General features: G+C 49.3%; 14 protein-coding genes. 4 read left to right on the top strand and 10 right to left on the bottom strand.

Annotation, left to right across the window (positions count from 1 at the left end; genetic code table 11):
• Nucleotides 1-7: 7 nt before the first annotated feature.
• The 10 genes from BGO59_RS23315 to BGO59_RS23270 form a co-directional block, all read right to left on the bottom strand.
• Nucleotides 8-904: an AraC family transcriptional regulator gene (locus BGO59_RS23315; RefSeq protein ID WP_293687246.1), complete on the bottom strand. Its 897-nt coding sequence runs from the start codon at nt 902-904 to the stop codon at nt 8-10.
• Nucleotides 905-1,061: 157 nt separating this feature from the next.
• Entirely contained in the window at nt 1,062-2,000 is a 939-nt protein-coding gene (locus BGO59_RS23310; RefSeq protein WP_293687244.1) for an AraC family transcriptional regulator, read from the bottom strand.
• Between the two features lie 87 nt (nt 2,001-2,087).
• On the bottom strand, nt 2,088-2,948 hold the full coding sequence (locus BGO59_RS23305; RefSeq protein ID WP_293687242.1) for an SDR family NAD(P)-dependent oxidoreductase: 861 nt from the start codon (nt 2,946-2,948) through the stop codon (nt 2,088-2,090).
• A gap of 161 nt (nt 2,949-3,109) precedes the next feature.
• Nucleotides 3,110-4,018: an AraC family transcriptional regulator gene (locus BGO59_RS23300; protein ID WP_293687240.1), complete on the bottom strand. Its 909-nt coding sequence runs from the start codon at nt 4,016-4,018 to the stop codon at nt 3,110-3,112.
• 6 nt (nt 4,019-4,024) lie between these two features.
• The gene (locus BGO59_RS23295; RefSeq protein ID WP_293687239.1) at nt 4,025-4,384 is read right to left on the bottom strand and encodes a hypothetical protein; all 360 of its coding nucleotides are present in this window, start codon (nt 4,382-4,384) and stop codon (nt 4,025-4,027) included.
• A 5-nt stretch (nt 4,385-4,389) separates the two neighbouring features.
• Nucleotides 4,390-5,166: an SDR family oxidoreductase gene (locus tag BGO59_RS23290; RefSeq protein WP_293687237.1), complete on the bottom strand. Its 777-nt coding sequence runs from the start codon at nt 5,164-5,166 to the stop codon at nt 4,390-4,392.
• A gap of 192 nt (nt 5,167-5,358) precedes the next feature.
• Nucleotides 5,359-6,282 (bottom strand): AraC family transcriptional regulator, encoded by a 924-nt coding sequence (locus tag BGO59_RS23285; RefSeq protein WP_293687235.1) that lies wholly within the window; start codon nt 6,280-6,282, stop codon nt 5,359-5,361.
• Nucleotides 6,283-6,426: 144 nt separating this feature from the next.
• Nucleotides 6,427-7,320 carry an SDR family oxidoreductase gene (locus BGO59_RS23280; RefSeq protein ID WP_293687233.1) on the bottom strand — a complete coding sequence of 298 codons (894 nt, stop codon included), beginning with the start codon at nt 7,318-7,320 and terminating at the stop codon, nt 6,427-6,429.
• Between the two features lie 132 nt (nt 7,321-7,452).
• A complete protein-coding gene (locus BGO59_RS23275) occupies nt 7,453-8,271 on the bottom strand; it encodes a GrpB family protein (RefSeq protein WP_293687231.1) in 819 nt (272 codons plus the stop codon).
• A 248-nt stretch (nt 8,272-8,519) separates the two neighbouring features.
• Nucleotides 8,520-9,830, bottom strand: coding sequence for a hypothetical protein (locus tag BGO59_RS23270; RefSeq protein ID WP_293687229.1), 1,311 nt, complete (start codon nt 9,828-9,830; stop codon nt 8,520-8,522).
• Between the two features lie 579 nt (nt 9,831-10,409).
• On the opposite strand from BGO59_RS23270, the gene BGO59_RS23265 reads away from it, so the two are divergent.
• From BGO59_RS23265 to BGO59_RS23250, 4 genes are all read left to right on the top strand, one after another.
• Complete coding sequence (locus BGO59_RS23265; protein ID WP_293687227.1) at nt 10,410-11,828, top strand: L-fucose/L-arabinose isomerase family protein; 1,419 nt, start codon at nt 10,410-10,412, stop codon at nt 11,826-11,828.
• A gap of 39 nt (nt 11,829-11,867) precedes the next feature.
• On the top strand, nt 11,868-13,043 hold the full coding sequence (locus BGO59_RS23260) for an esterase (protein WP_293687225.1): 1,176 nt from the start codon (nt 11,868-11,870) through the stop codon (nt 13,041-13,043).
• 72 nt (nt 13,044-13,115) lie between these two features.
• Nucleotides 13,116-13,925, top strand: a complete 810-nt coding sequence (locus tag BGO59_RS23255) for a transketolase (RefSeq protein ID WP_293687223.1) — start codon at nt 13,116-13,118, stop codon at nt 13,923-13,925.
• Nucleotides 13,926-14,007: 82 nt separating this feature from the next.
• Nucleotides 14,008-14,985, top strand: a complete 978-nt coding sequence (locus BGO59_RS23250) for a nucleoside hydrolase (RefSeq protein ID WP_293687222.1) — start codon at nt 14,008-14,010, stop codon at nt 14,983-14,985.
• Nucleotides 14,986-15,012 lie beyond the last annotated feature (27 nt).

Below are 15,012 nucleotides of genomic sequence, written 5' to 3'. Positions count from 1 at the left end.
GAAAGGCTTATCCATTTCCCTGATTCCTGATTTCAGTAGGAGAAAAACCTTTGTTTTTTTTGAATAACTTCGAAAAGTACGGTACGTTCTCAAACCCGAGTTGGTACGCTATGTCGCTCACATTCAGATTTGTTTGTAGTAGTAAAATTTCGGCCTGTTCAAGTATATAGTCGTGGATTAGCTGGATGGTACTTTTCCCGGTTTCGGTCCGAACCAGATCTGTAAGGTAATTGGGTGACAGATGGAGCTCTCTGGCAATGGACGAAACACTTGGCAGGTTTGCTACAGGTTTTGATAGGTCATTGTAGTGACGCTGTAAGAGCATTTTAACTTTCGAAGAAACTGACGTCTGATGGCTTTCCGTTTCGCTGAACTGCCGCTTATAATAGAGATCAGCATAGGTGAGAATGACGTTTAATAGCGACAGAATAATATCTTCATTTGTCTTGTTTTTGTTATCGACCAGTTCGTAATGGATTTTAGTGAACAGCCAGGTAATCGTCTGTTCTTCCTCAGCTGTCATAAACAGCGCATCATTAATTTCGTAGCTGAAATACTTGTACTGGGTGATCTTGGTAGCTACTGAATGTTTTTTGATGAGGTCGGGATGGAACACAAAGGCGTAGCCGTCCCAGAAGGTAAGCGCATCCCAGGATACGACCTGGCCCGGTTCGCTCAAAAGCATTAATCCGTTATCGGTTTTGTAGCTGGCCTTACCGTATTTGATATCGCCAGTGAAATTTTTCTTTAGCGAAATCTTATAAAGATTGACCTGTATCTCGTTGCTGGATGGCGGGAAGTTCGGAATAGCCTGTTTGCAAACTCGACTGTCCATCAGCGGATGAAGCGGTTCGGCGAGGTTCAGGTATTTATTGTAAGCGGTCAGGTCGTTGAATACGTTCATGGGCAAAGTGACAGATTCTTAAATAAGGTATTTTACCTCTGAAGGGGGGGGCTTAGCGTGACTGTACTCAACCATGCTAATTCAATTGCAAGTTAAAACAGGTATTGGTTTCTGATCACTTTCTGCTTGATTGCCCAACTCCTTCGCAAGCAACTCATCAATTAAACTGTTCCCGAAACGACAGCGGTGTTTGCCGGGTCTTTTCCTTGAATAGTTTGCTGAACGATTGAGGGTGTTCGAAACCAAGTTCGTAAGCGATTTCGCTGACGGACAGGTTGGTCGTGGAGAGCTTTTCCTTCGCTTTTTCGATGAGTTTTTCGTGGATCAGTTGCTGGGTGTTCAGGCCGGTTAGCGAACGTAGCAAATCACTTAAATAGCCAGGAGAGAGGTTCAGCTGGTCGGCGAAGTATTGAACTGTTGGAATACCCTTTTCCAGTGAGTTGAGCCCATCAAAATAATTGTTCAGCAACACCTCCAGATTTTCTAATACCGTATGGTGGACAGGCTTTCGGGTGATGAATTGCCGTTTATAAAAGCGATGGGCATAACTTAGCAACAGCTCGATCTGGGAGATGATCACATCCTGACTGAACTCGTCGAGCCGGTTGTTTAATTCTTCTTCCAGATTTCGGAAAAGGGCCAGAATAACCTCTTTTTCCTTGTCCGACAGGTGGAGGGCTTCCTGAACAGAGTACGAGAAAAAAGTATACTGCCTGATTTTTTCGGCAAGCGGATAGTTGAGTAAAAAATCGGGATGGATCAGCAACGAAATCTGCTGATTGGTACACCTTTTCGCATCATTGCTGGTTTCATCGTCGCTACTGCCGATAAGCTGGTTGGGAGCCGCAAAGAATAATCCGCCCTCGTTGTAATCAAAATGGGTCTGGCCATACCGCAGGATACCTCCCAAATAAGGCCGAAACGAGATTTTGTAAAAGCTCAGCACGTGTCTGGGCAGGGGTACAGGCCCTTCCATTGGCTTATCGACACCGTTAAAAAGGGTGATCAGGGGATGTAGTGGAGCCGGAAGCCCGGTCGCTTTTGAGGCTTCGGACAGTGATTCAAATCGTATGGGGGCGGTTTCTGTTTTTTTCATAAACACAACGGAATAACGAGTAGTATTCTGTCATCCCGACCGGTCCGCCGGTGCGGCAGGAGGGATGACAAAAAAATTAGAACATAATTACCCTTGTGCCGCATTCGAAATACTTGCCCAGGCTTCCCAGGTTGCCATGCGTTGGGCATACGCGTTGCGAACTTCCGGTAACGTATGACTTCCCAGGAACAGCCGCAACGGCGGATTTGGGGTATCGACTACGCTGAAGATCGCTTCGGGTGTGGCTTCAGGATTACCGCGCTCCAACCCCCGAAGGTTGCCGAAGAAGGCCGCTTTAAAGTCATCGTAAACGGGCATACCTTCCGCAAACTTCAACGAGTCCTGACTACCAAACTCCGTGGCATAGGCTCCGGGTTCAATAATGGTCACGTCGATGCCAAATTGCTTGACCTCCGCTGCCAGACTTTCGTGAATGGCTTCGAACGCCCATTTCGAAGAACAGTAGTAGCCAATGACCGGGTAGGTGAGATGCCCTAACGAACTGGACGTACCCAGAATATGCCCTTTACTCTGTTGGCGTAACAGAGGCAAGGCGGCCTGAATAACCGAAACGGGTCCTAGCACATTCGTCTCGTACAGCGCCCGTATGTTATCGGCGGAGGCCTCTTCAATGGTTCCGATCAGCGAATAACCGGCATTATTGAAAACAATATCCAGCCTGCCAAAATGGGCATGTGCTGTGTCAACGGCCGATTTAACCTGGTCAGCGTTGGTCACGTCTAAAGCTAATGTCAACACACGATCACCGTATTTCTCGTTCAGGTCGGCCAGGCTTTCAACATTTCGGGCGGTGGCCGCTACCTTATCCCCCCGTTGCAGAGCCGATTCGGTCCATACCCGCCCAAACCCTCTGGAAGATCCGGTGATGAACCATACTTTTTCTGCTTTATTGCCGCCACCGACTGCATTTTTCTCTTGTTGTACCATGATTGCTTCTCGTTAAATGAACTACGGTACAAAGGTCAGCAGGGGGCCTGTGGGCGGATGTAGTCTAAATGCGGTTCGTTGTAGTCGATTTGCGGGTTAGCTTCTGTGTCGATTTGCGAATCATCAAAAGGCTCGCCCGCGATATCAATTGCAGACGACCATCAGTTAAACTGTTCCCGGAATGCCAGCGGAGTTTGGCTGGTTTTGTCTTTAAACAGCTTACTGAACGATTGTGGGTGCTCGAAGCCTAGTTCATAAGCGATTTCACTGACGGATAGGCTGGTCGTGGAGAGCTTTTCTTTGGCTTTTTCGATCAGTTTCTCGTGAATGTATTGCTGCGTACTTAGTCCGGTTAAGGTTTTCAGTAACCCTCTCAGATAGCTTTGCGAAATGTTCAGATTGTCGGAGATGTACTGCACGGTAGGTAACCCTTTGGACAGTAACGCTTCGTTATGGAAATAATCCGTCATTAGTTGCTCCAATCGGTCGAGTACCTGGTGGTTCGACTTTTTTCGGGTCAGGAATTGCCGTTGATAAAAGCGTTCAGCGTAGTTGAGTAAGGTTTCAAGGTGCGAAATGATAATGTTCTGACTGAAGGTGTCGATGTTGTTGCGATACTCCGTCTGAATGTTTGCGACAATGCCATTTACGATCGATTTCTCTTTTTCGGACAGAAACAACGCTTCGTGTACGGTATAGCTAAAAAAATCATACTTCCTGATGGTCTTCGCCAGGGACGTGCCCCACAAAAAATCGGGATGGATGAGCAAAACCCAACCCGAAAGGTCATCGTCCGGTTCGGGACCGGCACCGCGCAGAATCTGGTTGGGAGCTACAAAATAGAGCATACCTTCATCGAAGTCGTAGGTCTGTTGCCCGTAAAAGAGTTTATTCGTAAACCCTTTTTTCAGCGATATATAATAGAAGTCGAACAGTGCACTCAGCTCGCTGGTATAGTCAGGCATCTTCAAATCGGCGTAGTTCAACAGGCTGATGAGGGGGTGTTCGGGAGCGGGTAACCCCAAAATACGGTGAGCTTCGGTTATGGTTTTTATTTTCAGGGGTGTCATATCGTATCAGGCGTTTTTGACGAATGGATAGCGCAGCCAGATCATGACCAGCGGCATAATCAAAAACGGAATTTCCATCAAGGCCATGCTGAAATGACCGGCTCTCACCGCTAATGCCATAATAAGCACGATCGACATGGCATTCAGTACATTACCCAGGAAAAAGGTTTGCGGAATGAGTAGTAGCACCCCTATCAGAATCGTTAAGGCCCCGAAGAACGGAATCACCGATTCGTTGATGCCCAGCTCATTCATCATTTTCAGTGATTCGGGGTGGTTGCGGTAATTGAACGTGTCCCAGCCGTGTTTGAATGCCAGCACGACCGACACGGCCAGTAAGACTAAGGAAATGATATTTTTTACCATGACTATCAGTTGGTTTGTGTTTTAAGCTTTGCAAATTCCCGGTGGCCGAATTTGATCATCAGGCCGGGCGCAATCCGGCTCATTGCCTTGATTACGTTAATTAGAAACGGTTTGATCTCTAAGGTATCGTTTTTTAACGCGTTCACCACCACATGTACCATCTTATCTACATCCATCATCATAGCTGGATTAGGCTGTACGGCCCAGTCATTTTGTAGGTTGGTGTTTACACCCGGCGGTATCATTTCAAACACCTTTACATTCGTATCCTCCAACTGCAATCGTAGCGCTTGGGTGTAGGCCCGAACGCCAGCTTTGGTCGCACTATAAACGGGAGCCGACGAATAGGACATAAAGGCAATGCCCGACGAAACGTTGACGATGGCCGCTGATGTTTGTTTCAGCAAATGAGGGAGAAATTGATGTACCATCTGGATCGTTCCCGACAGGTTGGTATCGATTTCGCGGGTAATATTTTCCAGATCCATCGAACGGTCTTGCAGGTCAATCAGTCGCATGGCTCCCGCATTGTTGACGATGATGTTGAGGGCCGGAAATTGTTTGGTTACCTCGTTATACAATTGCTCAATGTCTTGTGGGTTACTGACATCGCTCTGAAACGTTTGTATGTTGGGGAACTGAGCTTTTGTTCGGAGTAAAGCGTCAGGATTGCGGCCCGTGATGATGAGGGTTGCGCCCTGGTCGGTCAGTTGTTTCACCAGTTCCAGACCGATACCACTGGTACCACCCGTAATGAGTACGGTACTGTTTTTTAAGTCCATTTTCTGCCCTATTGGTTGATGAGACAAAGGTCTGCACGCACCCAGACAACGACGTAGCCAAAGCGACTTTTGCTGTAGTCAAAAGTGAAATGGTGAATTTGAGATCCTGTGGCAGAGATCGTATTCAGTGCCAATGCCAATTAAATGTCTATTGGTCTTCGCACGGTAAGGGAGTAGCGCGCCTGGGAAACCTTAGTTAAACCGCTCCCGAAATTCCAATGGGCTTTGGTGGGTCTTGCTTTTGAATAGGCGGCTGAAGGACTGCGGCTGCTCGAAACCCAACTCGTAGGCGATTTCTGATATCGATAGTTGGGTGGTAGAGAGTTTTTCCTTCGCTTTCTCAATGAGTTTTTCGTGGATCATTTGCTGCGTCGACTGGCCGGTCAGTTGTTTCAGCAGACTACGCAGGTAGCCGGGTGAAACGTGCAGATTCTCCGCAATATACTGCACCGAAGGAAGCCCGTGCAGCATGAGCTTTTCGCTGTTGATGTACTCGTTCAGGATGATTTCCAGCCGTTCCAGAATTTCGTGGTTTACCTTTTGGCGGGTAATAAACTGCCGCTGGTAGAAGCGGTCGGAGTAGTGCAGCAGCGTTTCCAGTTGCGACACAATGATGGACTGACTAAACGCGTCGATCCGGTCCTGGTATTCGTCGTCAATGATGCGGATGATCTGGTTCATTTTCTGCTCTTCCGCTTCCGACAAAAACAACGCTTCGTTGACCGTGTAATCGAAAAAGGCGTACTTCTTTATGGTCGATGCCAGCGACGTATTCCATAGGAAATCGGGATGGATCAGGAGCATCCAGCCAGACGGTCCTCGGGTATCTTCGTCGAACTGAACGCTGAACACCTGATTCGGTGCCATGAAGAACATCACGCCATCGTTGAAATCATACTGATACGTTTGCTGGCCATATTTGTAGGTATGGTTCATGCCCCGCTTCAGCGAAATGGCGTAAAAGTCGAATAGCAGGTGTTCAACACCTTTTCCCTGCCGTTTTTTGAACACGTCAAAATGAACCACACTGATAAGTGGATGCTTCGGTTTCGATAGCTCCCGCAACTGGTGAAACTCGGTAACGGTCTTGATCCGGTGAGGCCCTAGGCTATTCATAGCTTAAAGATAGCAAGTGAATGGATAATGCATAATGAACAATGAACAATGAACAATGGATAATGTGTAATGGAAATGTATAATGCGTTAATAATTGGAAGCTTGCCTGCGCTCCATTACACATTATTCATTATCCATTGTTCATTAAAAATACACATCGCCCTGCAAGTCGTCCATCAGGCTCGGATGGGTGGGGTGCCAATCCAGCATGGCCTGCGTGATGGCACTGGACGATGGATTGTTGAACGACGCGAAATGCTGGAACCAGTTGAAATAGGCTGGCGCTTCTTCAATCGTTAATGATACCACAGGCAAGTTGAGTTTTGCCGAAATGGCCTCCGCGATCTGGCGCGTTGATACCCCCTGATCGGCCACGGCATGGTATCGGGTGCCGCTGGGGGCTGTTTTTTCCAGCGCCAAGCGATAGAGCCGGGCGGCATCCAGTCTGTGTACACCTGGCCACACGTTGGTCCCTCCGTTGATTACAGCTACTTTACCGTTTTCGCGGGCCAGGTTAATCAAAATAGGGATGAATCCGTACACATCGCCGTCGCCATGCACCGAGGGAGACAGCCTCACCACCGATACGCGAATCCCCTGAGCAGCCACGGCATCTACGGCTAGTTCAGTAGCCGTACGCGGATTGTGCGTAGGTCCCTGCAAACGCATCTCTTCGGTCAGCAATTGGTTGCCATTGATTACGGCTGTGCCGGAGGTGACCACAAACGGCTTTTCGGTGCCCAGTAGTGCCTGCCCCATCGTCTCGATAGCTGTCTTATCGATCGCACATACTTCCGCAAATCGCGTAAAATCGTGGATAAAGCCTAAATGAATGATGCCATCTGCCGCTGTGGCTCCGGCTTTCAGGCTATCCAGATCGGTTAGGTCGCCGGGGTGGGGTGTCACGCCGAGCGATAGGAGTTTCTGAGCGGCTGCTTCCGAACGGGCAAGTCCCGTTACCTGATGCCCGGCGGCCATTAATTCTTTTACGACGGCCGATCCAATGAATCCGGTTGCGCCTGTTACGAATACGTTCATGGTACTGTTCTTTGCTTTTTGGTGTCACAAAGTTCAGTCATCGTCGTTCGGAAGGCGTAGCCGAAACGCAGGTTGTTGTAACCGAAAAAATGGCTCGTAATTCCCTGTTGGTAAAAGCGTCAGCCTAACTGCTTAGTGGTCAATCCGTACCGTTTCAATCTGGCTATGTTCGAATGTGATGTTGACCGACCGTTCGCCCTTGGGTAGGGTTCGGTGGGCAACGTTTTTAGGAATCGTAACGAGCTGGCCGGGTAACAACTCAATCGTTTCGGTTTCCAGTTCAATGATTAAAACGCCCTCCACTGTCATAAAGGTCTCGTCGGAGTTGGGATGGTAATGCCAGAAATAAGGCTCGGTCATCACGCTTAATCTAACGACGTGGTCATTCACCTCGGCTACCAGGAAATTCGCGTAGTTGGTCGTCACCGTTCGGATTAGTTCACCAGTATCCAGTATAGCCATGTTAGAAGTAATTACCTTTTGAATGAAATCTGATTTTGCTAACGCATAGTCCGAACTGTCGATGTCTTTATTTGTCAGGTTTTCGAGCTTTATGCGTTCATAGTCTCTTCGAAACGATTCGTTCTCGATTAGTTTATCTCGCAGTTTTAGTTGATTCGTCACCACCTCCGACCGTATTGCGCAATAGTGAAGATTGAATGTTCTTGGATGCCCTTTTATGAACCAATGACGCCCTTCAATACCTGCTTCGCCTTTGTATTCATAGTCGATTGTAGCAAGCTGGTCAATGATGGCCTGTGAGGGAGGAAATGTGTTGGCTTCAATAGCGATGTCAATAATCGGTTTTGCCAGTAAGTCTGGTACGGCTGTACTACCTACGTGATGGATTTCAGCGACGTGATGCGCCAATACATTGAAAAGTTTCTGTTGCTCTACCTTGAAAATTGCCGCCCATTGGTCATCGTGTTGTTGCAGCTTGATTAATTCCATGCTCTTATTGGTTATTCCTGATTTATCAAGTCGTCTGGTAGGCCAACCACTATACGTAAATGTAAGAACATTTTGACGCCAATAGACTCAATACCCAACTACAAAGCAGGCATCATAAAGTCTATTCGTATCGGGAGTAAATGATTCATACATCGGTAATTTGGTGGCTGAGGAGCTACTTTACAGCTTTTAACTGGCTGTAAAATGCTCCTGTCCCCGGTCGTTTATCAGCGATTGGCTTCTACCGCCTAAGGAATGAGTGAGGGAACACCCTGGAATCGGGCCGATACAGCGATCGGGGTTAGTTCTTTGTAGTAAGTGCCCGCTAAGGTACCGCGTATGGGTTTTCCGGCACCACTGTATTCGGTAATGGTTAACAGGATATTGCCCGACACCCATTCTGTGCTATATGGTTTATAGTAGCCATGCGCGTAGCCCTCGCCCGATGCGCCAGATGCTGTGGTTTGATTCGGTCCGTCTTTAGGGAAGCTGTAGGTGCCTTTTCCACGAAAATCGTCGATGATGAAGGAGACAAATGGGCGTGCCGTGGGGGAGGCCGATACAAGGGTACCCATGAGCTTGTTGCCCATGATGGTGAGCGCAACATTCGGGTTGTTGTCTGTGGCACCGCCCACAGTTAAGCGTGCCGCCGATTCTACCCGGATGGATCGTAGTACGGTGACCCGTCCGAAGGGGTGTACATCCAGTTCGGCTCCGATCATTACTGGATTAGTATCTGGCTCGCGGATGGGGGCGTCGTAACTTGCTTTGGCCTGGGTCCGGTCTTCAGTAATCTGGCCCACGTTCCCATAGTTGTCGCCCTGGGCGGTTCCATCCGTTACGCCATTGATTGTCCAGCGCACCAGCCGACTGGCCGACACGATTTTTAAGGGAGTAAGTGGCACCAACGCTACGTCAGGATTGTCTTCAGCGCCTTCCTGATAATAGACGGTTAGCTGCGCCTGCTCTCCTGGTGCCAGCACGCGTTTGTTGGTGTGAAGCTCAAACTGCTCGTAGAAGGCATACGGCGCCAGGCGATCGATGGGCACGGTTACAGTCTTATGCGTTTGATCGAGTTTTACTTTGCGCTGTCCCTGCCATATTCCGTTCTTATCCTGATAGGCTATACCCAGGGCTTCGGGGGCCGATCCGTCGATATCGTCAGCGGTGTAGGTTAAGGTTAGTTGGGCTTCGGTCAGTAACGGGGCCTCGGCATTCAGCCGACCCTGTGCGGCCACTACGCTCAGTGCGTAGGCTGTGCCCGTGCCACCGGGAGCTTTGTTTTCAACGGGCTGTGCGGTAATGGTGATCGAGGAAGCGAGGGCACCGGCCGGAATAGTCAGTTTTAGGCTACCATCGGAGGTGGTTAGGGTACCGCCATCCGGGCCAATAGTTTGCGAAATGGCTGCACCAGTGGGAGCACCTACTTCAGTCTGTAGCCCGCCCGCAGAACCTGATGGGTTATCTGGAGATGGATCGGTTGGTGTAACATTGGTATTGGGTTCACTACAGGCCAGCAGGCCGGTGAGTAGCAGAGGAAGTAGGCGAAATCGGTTCATGAGGAAGAAGCCAGTAAGGGGTTTTGTGTCGATTGACAGGACAAAATTGCTTCCCGAATCGGCCTTCGTTCAGAACGACCTGTATCAACTGTATGATTATAAACGCCAATTGGCTGTTTGCTGGATTGAATTGGGTTGGTTGGCTGACATTCAGCTTGTTTGCCGTTGGGTCTGGATTGGGTAAACGCAGGAACAAAAAGCAGACCGATAATCGAAATCCCTTTTCATACAGAGCGCGATAGAATCGAAATAGAAAGAAAAAGTAGGTGTCTTTTAGAAAGTAAACGAAAGTTGTTTCACTCTTTTTTGCTTAAGATAAAGGTAGGTTATAGAGAATAATTGCTTTAGTACTAGTGAATAGGGGCTGTATAAAGCTTACGTAATATCTCTCGATTTACGATAAAGCTTTCATTACCTATTGGTTCTGACAATTCGTGGAAAAGATCTAGTAGTTAATTTCTCTATATTTTCGAATTATTTCTTTTGTTTTTTATTTTTTGCTTTTAATTTTGTTTGGCTTCGTCGGGTTCAGATTTTTAGATTCTTAACTACATCGGCCAATGAATTTTTGAATCTACCATGAGCGTAAAAACAGGTACTCCCATCTCTTTAGGTGTTATCATTGGAAACCGCGACTTCTTTCCCGACAAACTCGTTGGCGAGTGTCGCTCCGATCTGCTGGATGTGTTTCAGAAAGTAGGCGTCAATCCCATTATGCTGGACGAATCAGCAACCAAGCTGGGTGGGGTTGAGACGTTTCAGGAAGCCCAGCGCTGTGCTGAACTGTTCCGAAAACATGCCGATGAGATCATGGGCGTGCTGGTGGTGCTGCCTAACTTTGGCGATGAAAAGGGGGTAGCCGAAACCCTGAAACTTGCCCGGCTGGATGTGCCGGTATTGATACAGGCTTATCCTGACGACCTCAACCGGATGGATGTAGCCCGTCGGCGGGATGCATGGTGCGGCAAAATTTCAGTTTGTAACAACCTTTACCAATTCGGGATCAACTACTCGCTGACTACCAAGCACGTTGTCCACCCATCCGACCCTAGTTTTGAAGCCGACCTGAAAAACTTTATGGCGGTATGCCGGGTCGTAAAAGGGCTTCGGAATGTTCGGATTGGCGCTGTGGGCGCACGACCGGGGGCCTTCAATACGGTTCGGTACAGCGAAAAAATCCTCCAGCGCAACGGGATTTCGGTGGTGACCATAGACCTGTCTCAGATTCTGGGCAACGCTAATAAACTGACGGCTGCCGATCAGTCAGTAAAAGATCGGCTCGACGCCATCAAAGCCTATACGCCCACAGGCCGCACACCCGACGATAAACTGGTACAGATTGCCAAACTGGACGTCGTACTGAACGATTTCATGCAGGAACACGCCCTGGACGCTACGGCCATTCAGTGCTGGACCTCGCTTCAACAAAACTACGGTTGTAACGTCTGTACCAGCATGAGCATCATGAGCGAGAACATGCTTCCTAGTGCCTGTGAGGTCGATGTAACGGGTACACTCAGCATGTACGCCATGCAACTGGCTTCGGGTTCACCCAGCGCCCTGGTCGACTGGAACAACAACTATGCTGACGACGAAAATAAGTGTGTACTGTTCCACTGCGGCAACTGGGCCAAGTCGTTTCTGCCCGACATTGAAATCAGTACGGCCCCCATTCTCGGTACAACCGTAGGCGAAGAAAACACCTATGGTGCGCTGGCCGGTCGTACACCCGCTAACCCGTTGACCTTCGGACGCATCAGCACCGATGACCCGAAAGGGGTAATGAAAGCCTATATTGGCGAAGGTGTTCTGACCAACGACCCGTTGAACACGTTCGGCAACCGGGCGGTGGCGCAGATCGATAACCTGCAAGGGCTGATGCAGTACGTCTGTCGGAATGGGTTCGAACACCATGTCGTCATGAATGCGTCCAAAACTGCCGGAATTCTGGAGGAAGCCATGCACAACTACATGGGCTGGGACGTATACAAGCATTGATCGTACTTGCCTGATGTCTACCCTCTTAACCGCTATACAATGAAACCTACTCTAACCCTTATTGCGCTGATCGGCCTGATGTACGTTGGGCTGATTGCTGGTTCGTGGGCGCAGCAACGCCCAACTCCCGTAGTGTCGCCCGAAATACTCCCCGATAACTCGGTGATTTTCCGCATTAAAGCACCCAATGCCAAATCGGTCCGCTTGTTTGGAACCTGGCTGAAGGATTTACGAAATACCATCGAGATGACGCCTAAAGATTCGAGTCTGTTCGAAACGAAGGTGGGGCCACTGCCGGCCGATATGTATGAGTACCGCTTTATTGTCGATGGGATTCCTATTCTCGACCCTGTCAATACCATTGCTACCCGCGACGGCTCGTATATCGAAAGTCGGTTGATGTTGCCAGGACCGCTAACGCAACTCTATGATGTACAGCCGGTGCCGCATGGGGTTTTGTCGGCCGTCTGGTACCCCTCGCCGACAATAGGGATGGATCGACGGATGGAGATTTACACCCCACCCGGCTATGAGAAAAGTGGAAAAAAATATCCGGTGCTGTATCTGTTTCATGGGGCCGGTGGTGACGAAGAGGGATGGGTTAGCCGGGGGAGGACCAATTATATTCTGGATAACCTGATCGCGGCTGGCAAGGCAGAACCGATGATTGTGGTGATAACGAATGGCGTGCCCAGTGTGGCGGCTGCTCCGGGCGAGCGACCCGCTTTTGCCAACGCGGCTACCAATAGTCCGTCGGGTGTTCAGGCGATGACCAGTGGAAAGTTTGAAGCCAGTCTGATGAAGGATGTGATTCCATTCGTTGAAGCAAACTATCGGGTGATCGCAGACCCGGCACACCGCGCGATTGCTGGTCTGTCGATGGGCGGGTATCATACACAGCAGATTACCAATGCCAACCCCGGTACGTTCAGCTACATCGGTGTGATGAGCATGGGTCTTTTCGATGGGCCAAATGCCCGGAACTACAATAAGGAGGAGCACATCAAACAACTCAACGCGCTGAAACAGGCTAAACCCAAACTCTACTGGATTGGCTGTGGGAAAGATGACTTCCTGTATGCTAGCGTCACAAAGCTACGGGCCTTGTACGATCAGATCGGCTTACCCTATACCTATCGGGAAAGTGAAGGTGGTCATACATGGGTGAACTGGCGGCTGTATCTAACGGAATTAGCGCCTAAGCTCTTCAAATAGCCCAATAAGATACCAGCGCCACAGCGATCATCGGGTGATTAATACGGTACGAAATATGTGATTTTAATAGGTATGACTGTCAGTGAATTAGCGCAGAAGTCGGCGCAATACCGCCGAACAATACTGAAATATATTGTTGGAGCAAATGCCGGTCACACAGGTGGTAGTTTATCCTGCATCGACATCCTGAATGTGCTTTACAACAACGTTCTGAATGTTAGCCCCGAAACGGCTAAATCGCCCGACCGTGATCGATATATTCAGAGCAAAGGGCATACGGTTGAGGCTCTCTACGTGGTTCTGGCCGACCGGGGTTTCTTTCCCGAATCGGATCTGGAAACGCTTTGCCGCTACAAATCGCACTATATCGGTCACCCAACAAAAAAAATTGCCGGTATTGAGCAGAATACAGGATCGCTGGGGCATGGGCTGTCGCTGAGTGTTGGTACGGCCATCTCGGCTAAGCTGGATGCGAAACCATTTCGGGTGTTTACGTTGCTGGGTGATGGGGAATTACCCGAAGGGTCAAACTGGGAAGCGGCCCTGCTGGCGGCTCAGTATAAGCTTGATAACCTCTGCGCCATCGTCGATAAAAATGGATTACAGATTACGGCGCCTACTGCCGACGTGTGTAGCACCGATCCCCTCGACAAAAAATTTGATGCGTTTGGCTGGGCTGTCCGGGAAATTGACGGGCATGATTTCGGCCAACTGATCGACGCGTTCAATGCGTTACCCTTCGAACCCGGCAAGCCCAGTGTGATCATTGCCCATACCGTAAAAGGGAAGGGGGTCAGCTACATGGAAAACCAGCTAAAATGGCATCACGGTGTACCCAATAAAGAACAGTACGAACAGGCGCTGGTGGAATTGAGTGAATGAATGATTGAGCGAAAGAGCGATTTGTCAAATAAAATCAATGAAAAAAATAGAAATAAGGAGCTTTCTGTTTTGCCTCAGCCTAATGCTCTCATTCACTGCCTTCGGGCAATCGAAGGGATTGGCGGGCGTGGAGCCTCGGATGCGGGTCATTGTGGACAATGATTTTAGTGGTGATCCCGACGGGCTGTTTCAACTAGCTCATTTGCTGATGTCGCCATCGGTAGAAATTCGGGCTATTATCGGCTCGCATCTCCATGTGAACGATGGGTTCGATCGCTCGAAAACACAGGCCGATAATGCGGCTAAAAAAGCGAAGGAAGTCCTACAGGCTATGAACGTAACGAAGGCTATTCCTGTCTTTGCCGGGTCGAATACGGCGATGGTGAACGATAGCACGCCCGTTAAAAACGACGCCGTCAATTTCATCATTCAGGAAGCCTTACGGACCGATACCAAAACGCCACTTTACGTGGTTTGCGGAGCTGGACTGACCGAAATCGCGTCGGCTGCCCTGACCGATCCACGAATTGCCGACAAACTGACACTCATCTGGATTGGTGGCCCTGAATACAGCGATCTGGCCCTTCCGCCACCGGGTTATTCGGAAGTTGAGTACAACCTGAACATCGATCAGGCAGCAGCACGAGCCGTATTTAATCGGTCGGCATTGCGTTTGTGGCAAATCCCGCGAAATGTGTATCGACAGTGCCTATTGTCGTATGCCCAATTGCTGACGAAGGTGAAGCCACACGGCAAAATTGGCGCTTATCTGAGTGAAACACTGGAGACGCTGATGGCGCGCATTCAGCGGTTTATCAACATTGGGGAAACCTATATTCTGGGCGATAGTCCGCTGGTGCTGCTTACAGCGCTACAGTCGTCGTTTGAGCCCGATCCTTCGTCGAGTCAGTACGTCGTTCGGCAGGCACCCCGCATCAATCAGGCCGGAATCTACGCTCACAACCACGCTGGTAGGCCGATTCGGGTGTATACCCAACTGGATACGAACCTGATGTTCGCAGATTTTTTCGCCAAGCTCGAACTGATGAACAGCCATTAGTGACAGAAGGCTAAGTTACGTTCAATT

Source organism: Spirosoma sp. 48-14, assembly GCF_001898575.1.
Taxonomy (GTDB): domain Bacteria; phylum Bacteroidota; class Bacteroidia; order Cytophagales; family Spirosomataceae; genus Spirosoma.
The sequence above is the reverse complement of the archived record's forward strand: the minus strand, read 5'-3'. Positions and strand labels throughout refer to the sequence as shown.

Coding starts and splice junctions, on each gene's coding strand:
- BGO59_RS23290 (WP_293687237.1), bottom strand. CDS start 5,166: ATGGACTTAAAAAACAGTACCGTACTCATTACGGGTGGTACCAGTGGT.
- BGO59_RS23300 (WP_293687240.1), bottom strand. CDS start 4,018: ATGACACCCCTGAAAATAAAAACCATAACCGAAGCTCACCGTATTTTG.
- BGO59_RS23255 (WP_293687223.1), top strand. CDS start 13,116: ATGACTGTCAGTGAATTAGCGCAGAAGTCGGCGCAATACCGCCGAACA.
- BGO59_RS23265 (WP_293687227.1), top strand. CDS start 10,410: ATGAGCGTAAAAACAGGTACTCCCATCTCTTTAGGTGTTATCATTGGA.
- BGO59_RS23295 (WP_293687239.1), bottom strand. CDS start 4,384: ATGGTAAAAAATATCATTTCCTTAGTCTTACTGGCCGTGTCGGTCGTG.
- BGO59_RS23270 (WP_293687229.1), bottom strand. CDS start 9,830: ATGAACCGATTTCGCCTACTTCCTCTGCTACTCACCGGCCTGCTGGCC.
- BGO59_RS23310 (WP_293687244.1), bottom strand. CDS start 2,000: ATGAAAAAAACAGAAACCGCCCCCATACGATTTGAATCACTGTCCGAA.
- BGO59_RS23260 (WP_293687225.1), top strand. CDS start 11,868: ATGAAACCTACTCTAACCCTTATTGCGCTGATCGGCCTGATGTACGTT.
- BGO59_RS23275 (WP_293687231.1), bottom strand. CDS start 8,271: ATGGAATTAATCAAGCTGCAACAACACGATGACCAATGGGCGGCAATT.
- BGO59_RS23285 (WP_293687235.1), bottom strand. CDS start 6,282: ATGAATAGCCTAGGGCCTCACCGGATCAAGACCGTTACCGAGTTTCAC.
- BGO59_RS23280 (WP_293687233.1), bottom strand. CDS start 7,320: ATGAACGTATTCGTAACAGGCGCAACCGGATTCATTGGATCGGCCGTC.
- BGO59_RS23305 (WP_293687242.1), bottom strand. CDS start 2,948: ATGGTACAACAAGAGAAAAATGCAGTCGGTGGCGGCAATAAAGCAGAA.
- BGO59_RS23250 (WP_293687222.1), top strand. CDS start 14,008: ATGCTCTCATTCACTGCCTTCGGGCAATCGAAGGGATTGGCGGGCGTG.
- BGO59_RS23315 (WP_293687246.1), bottom strand. CDS start 904: ATGAACGTATTCAACGACCTGACCGCTTACAATAAATACCTGAACCTC.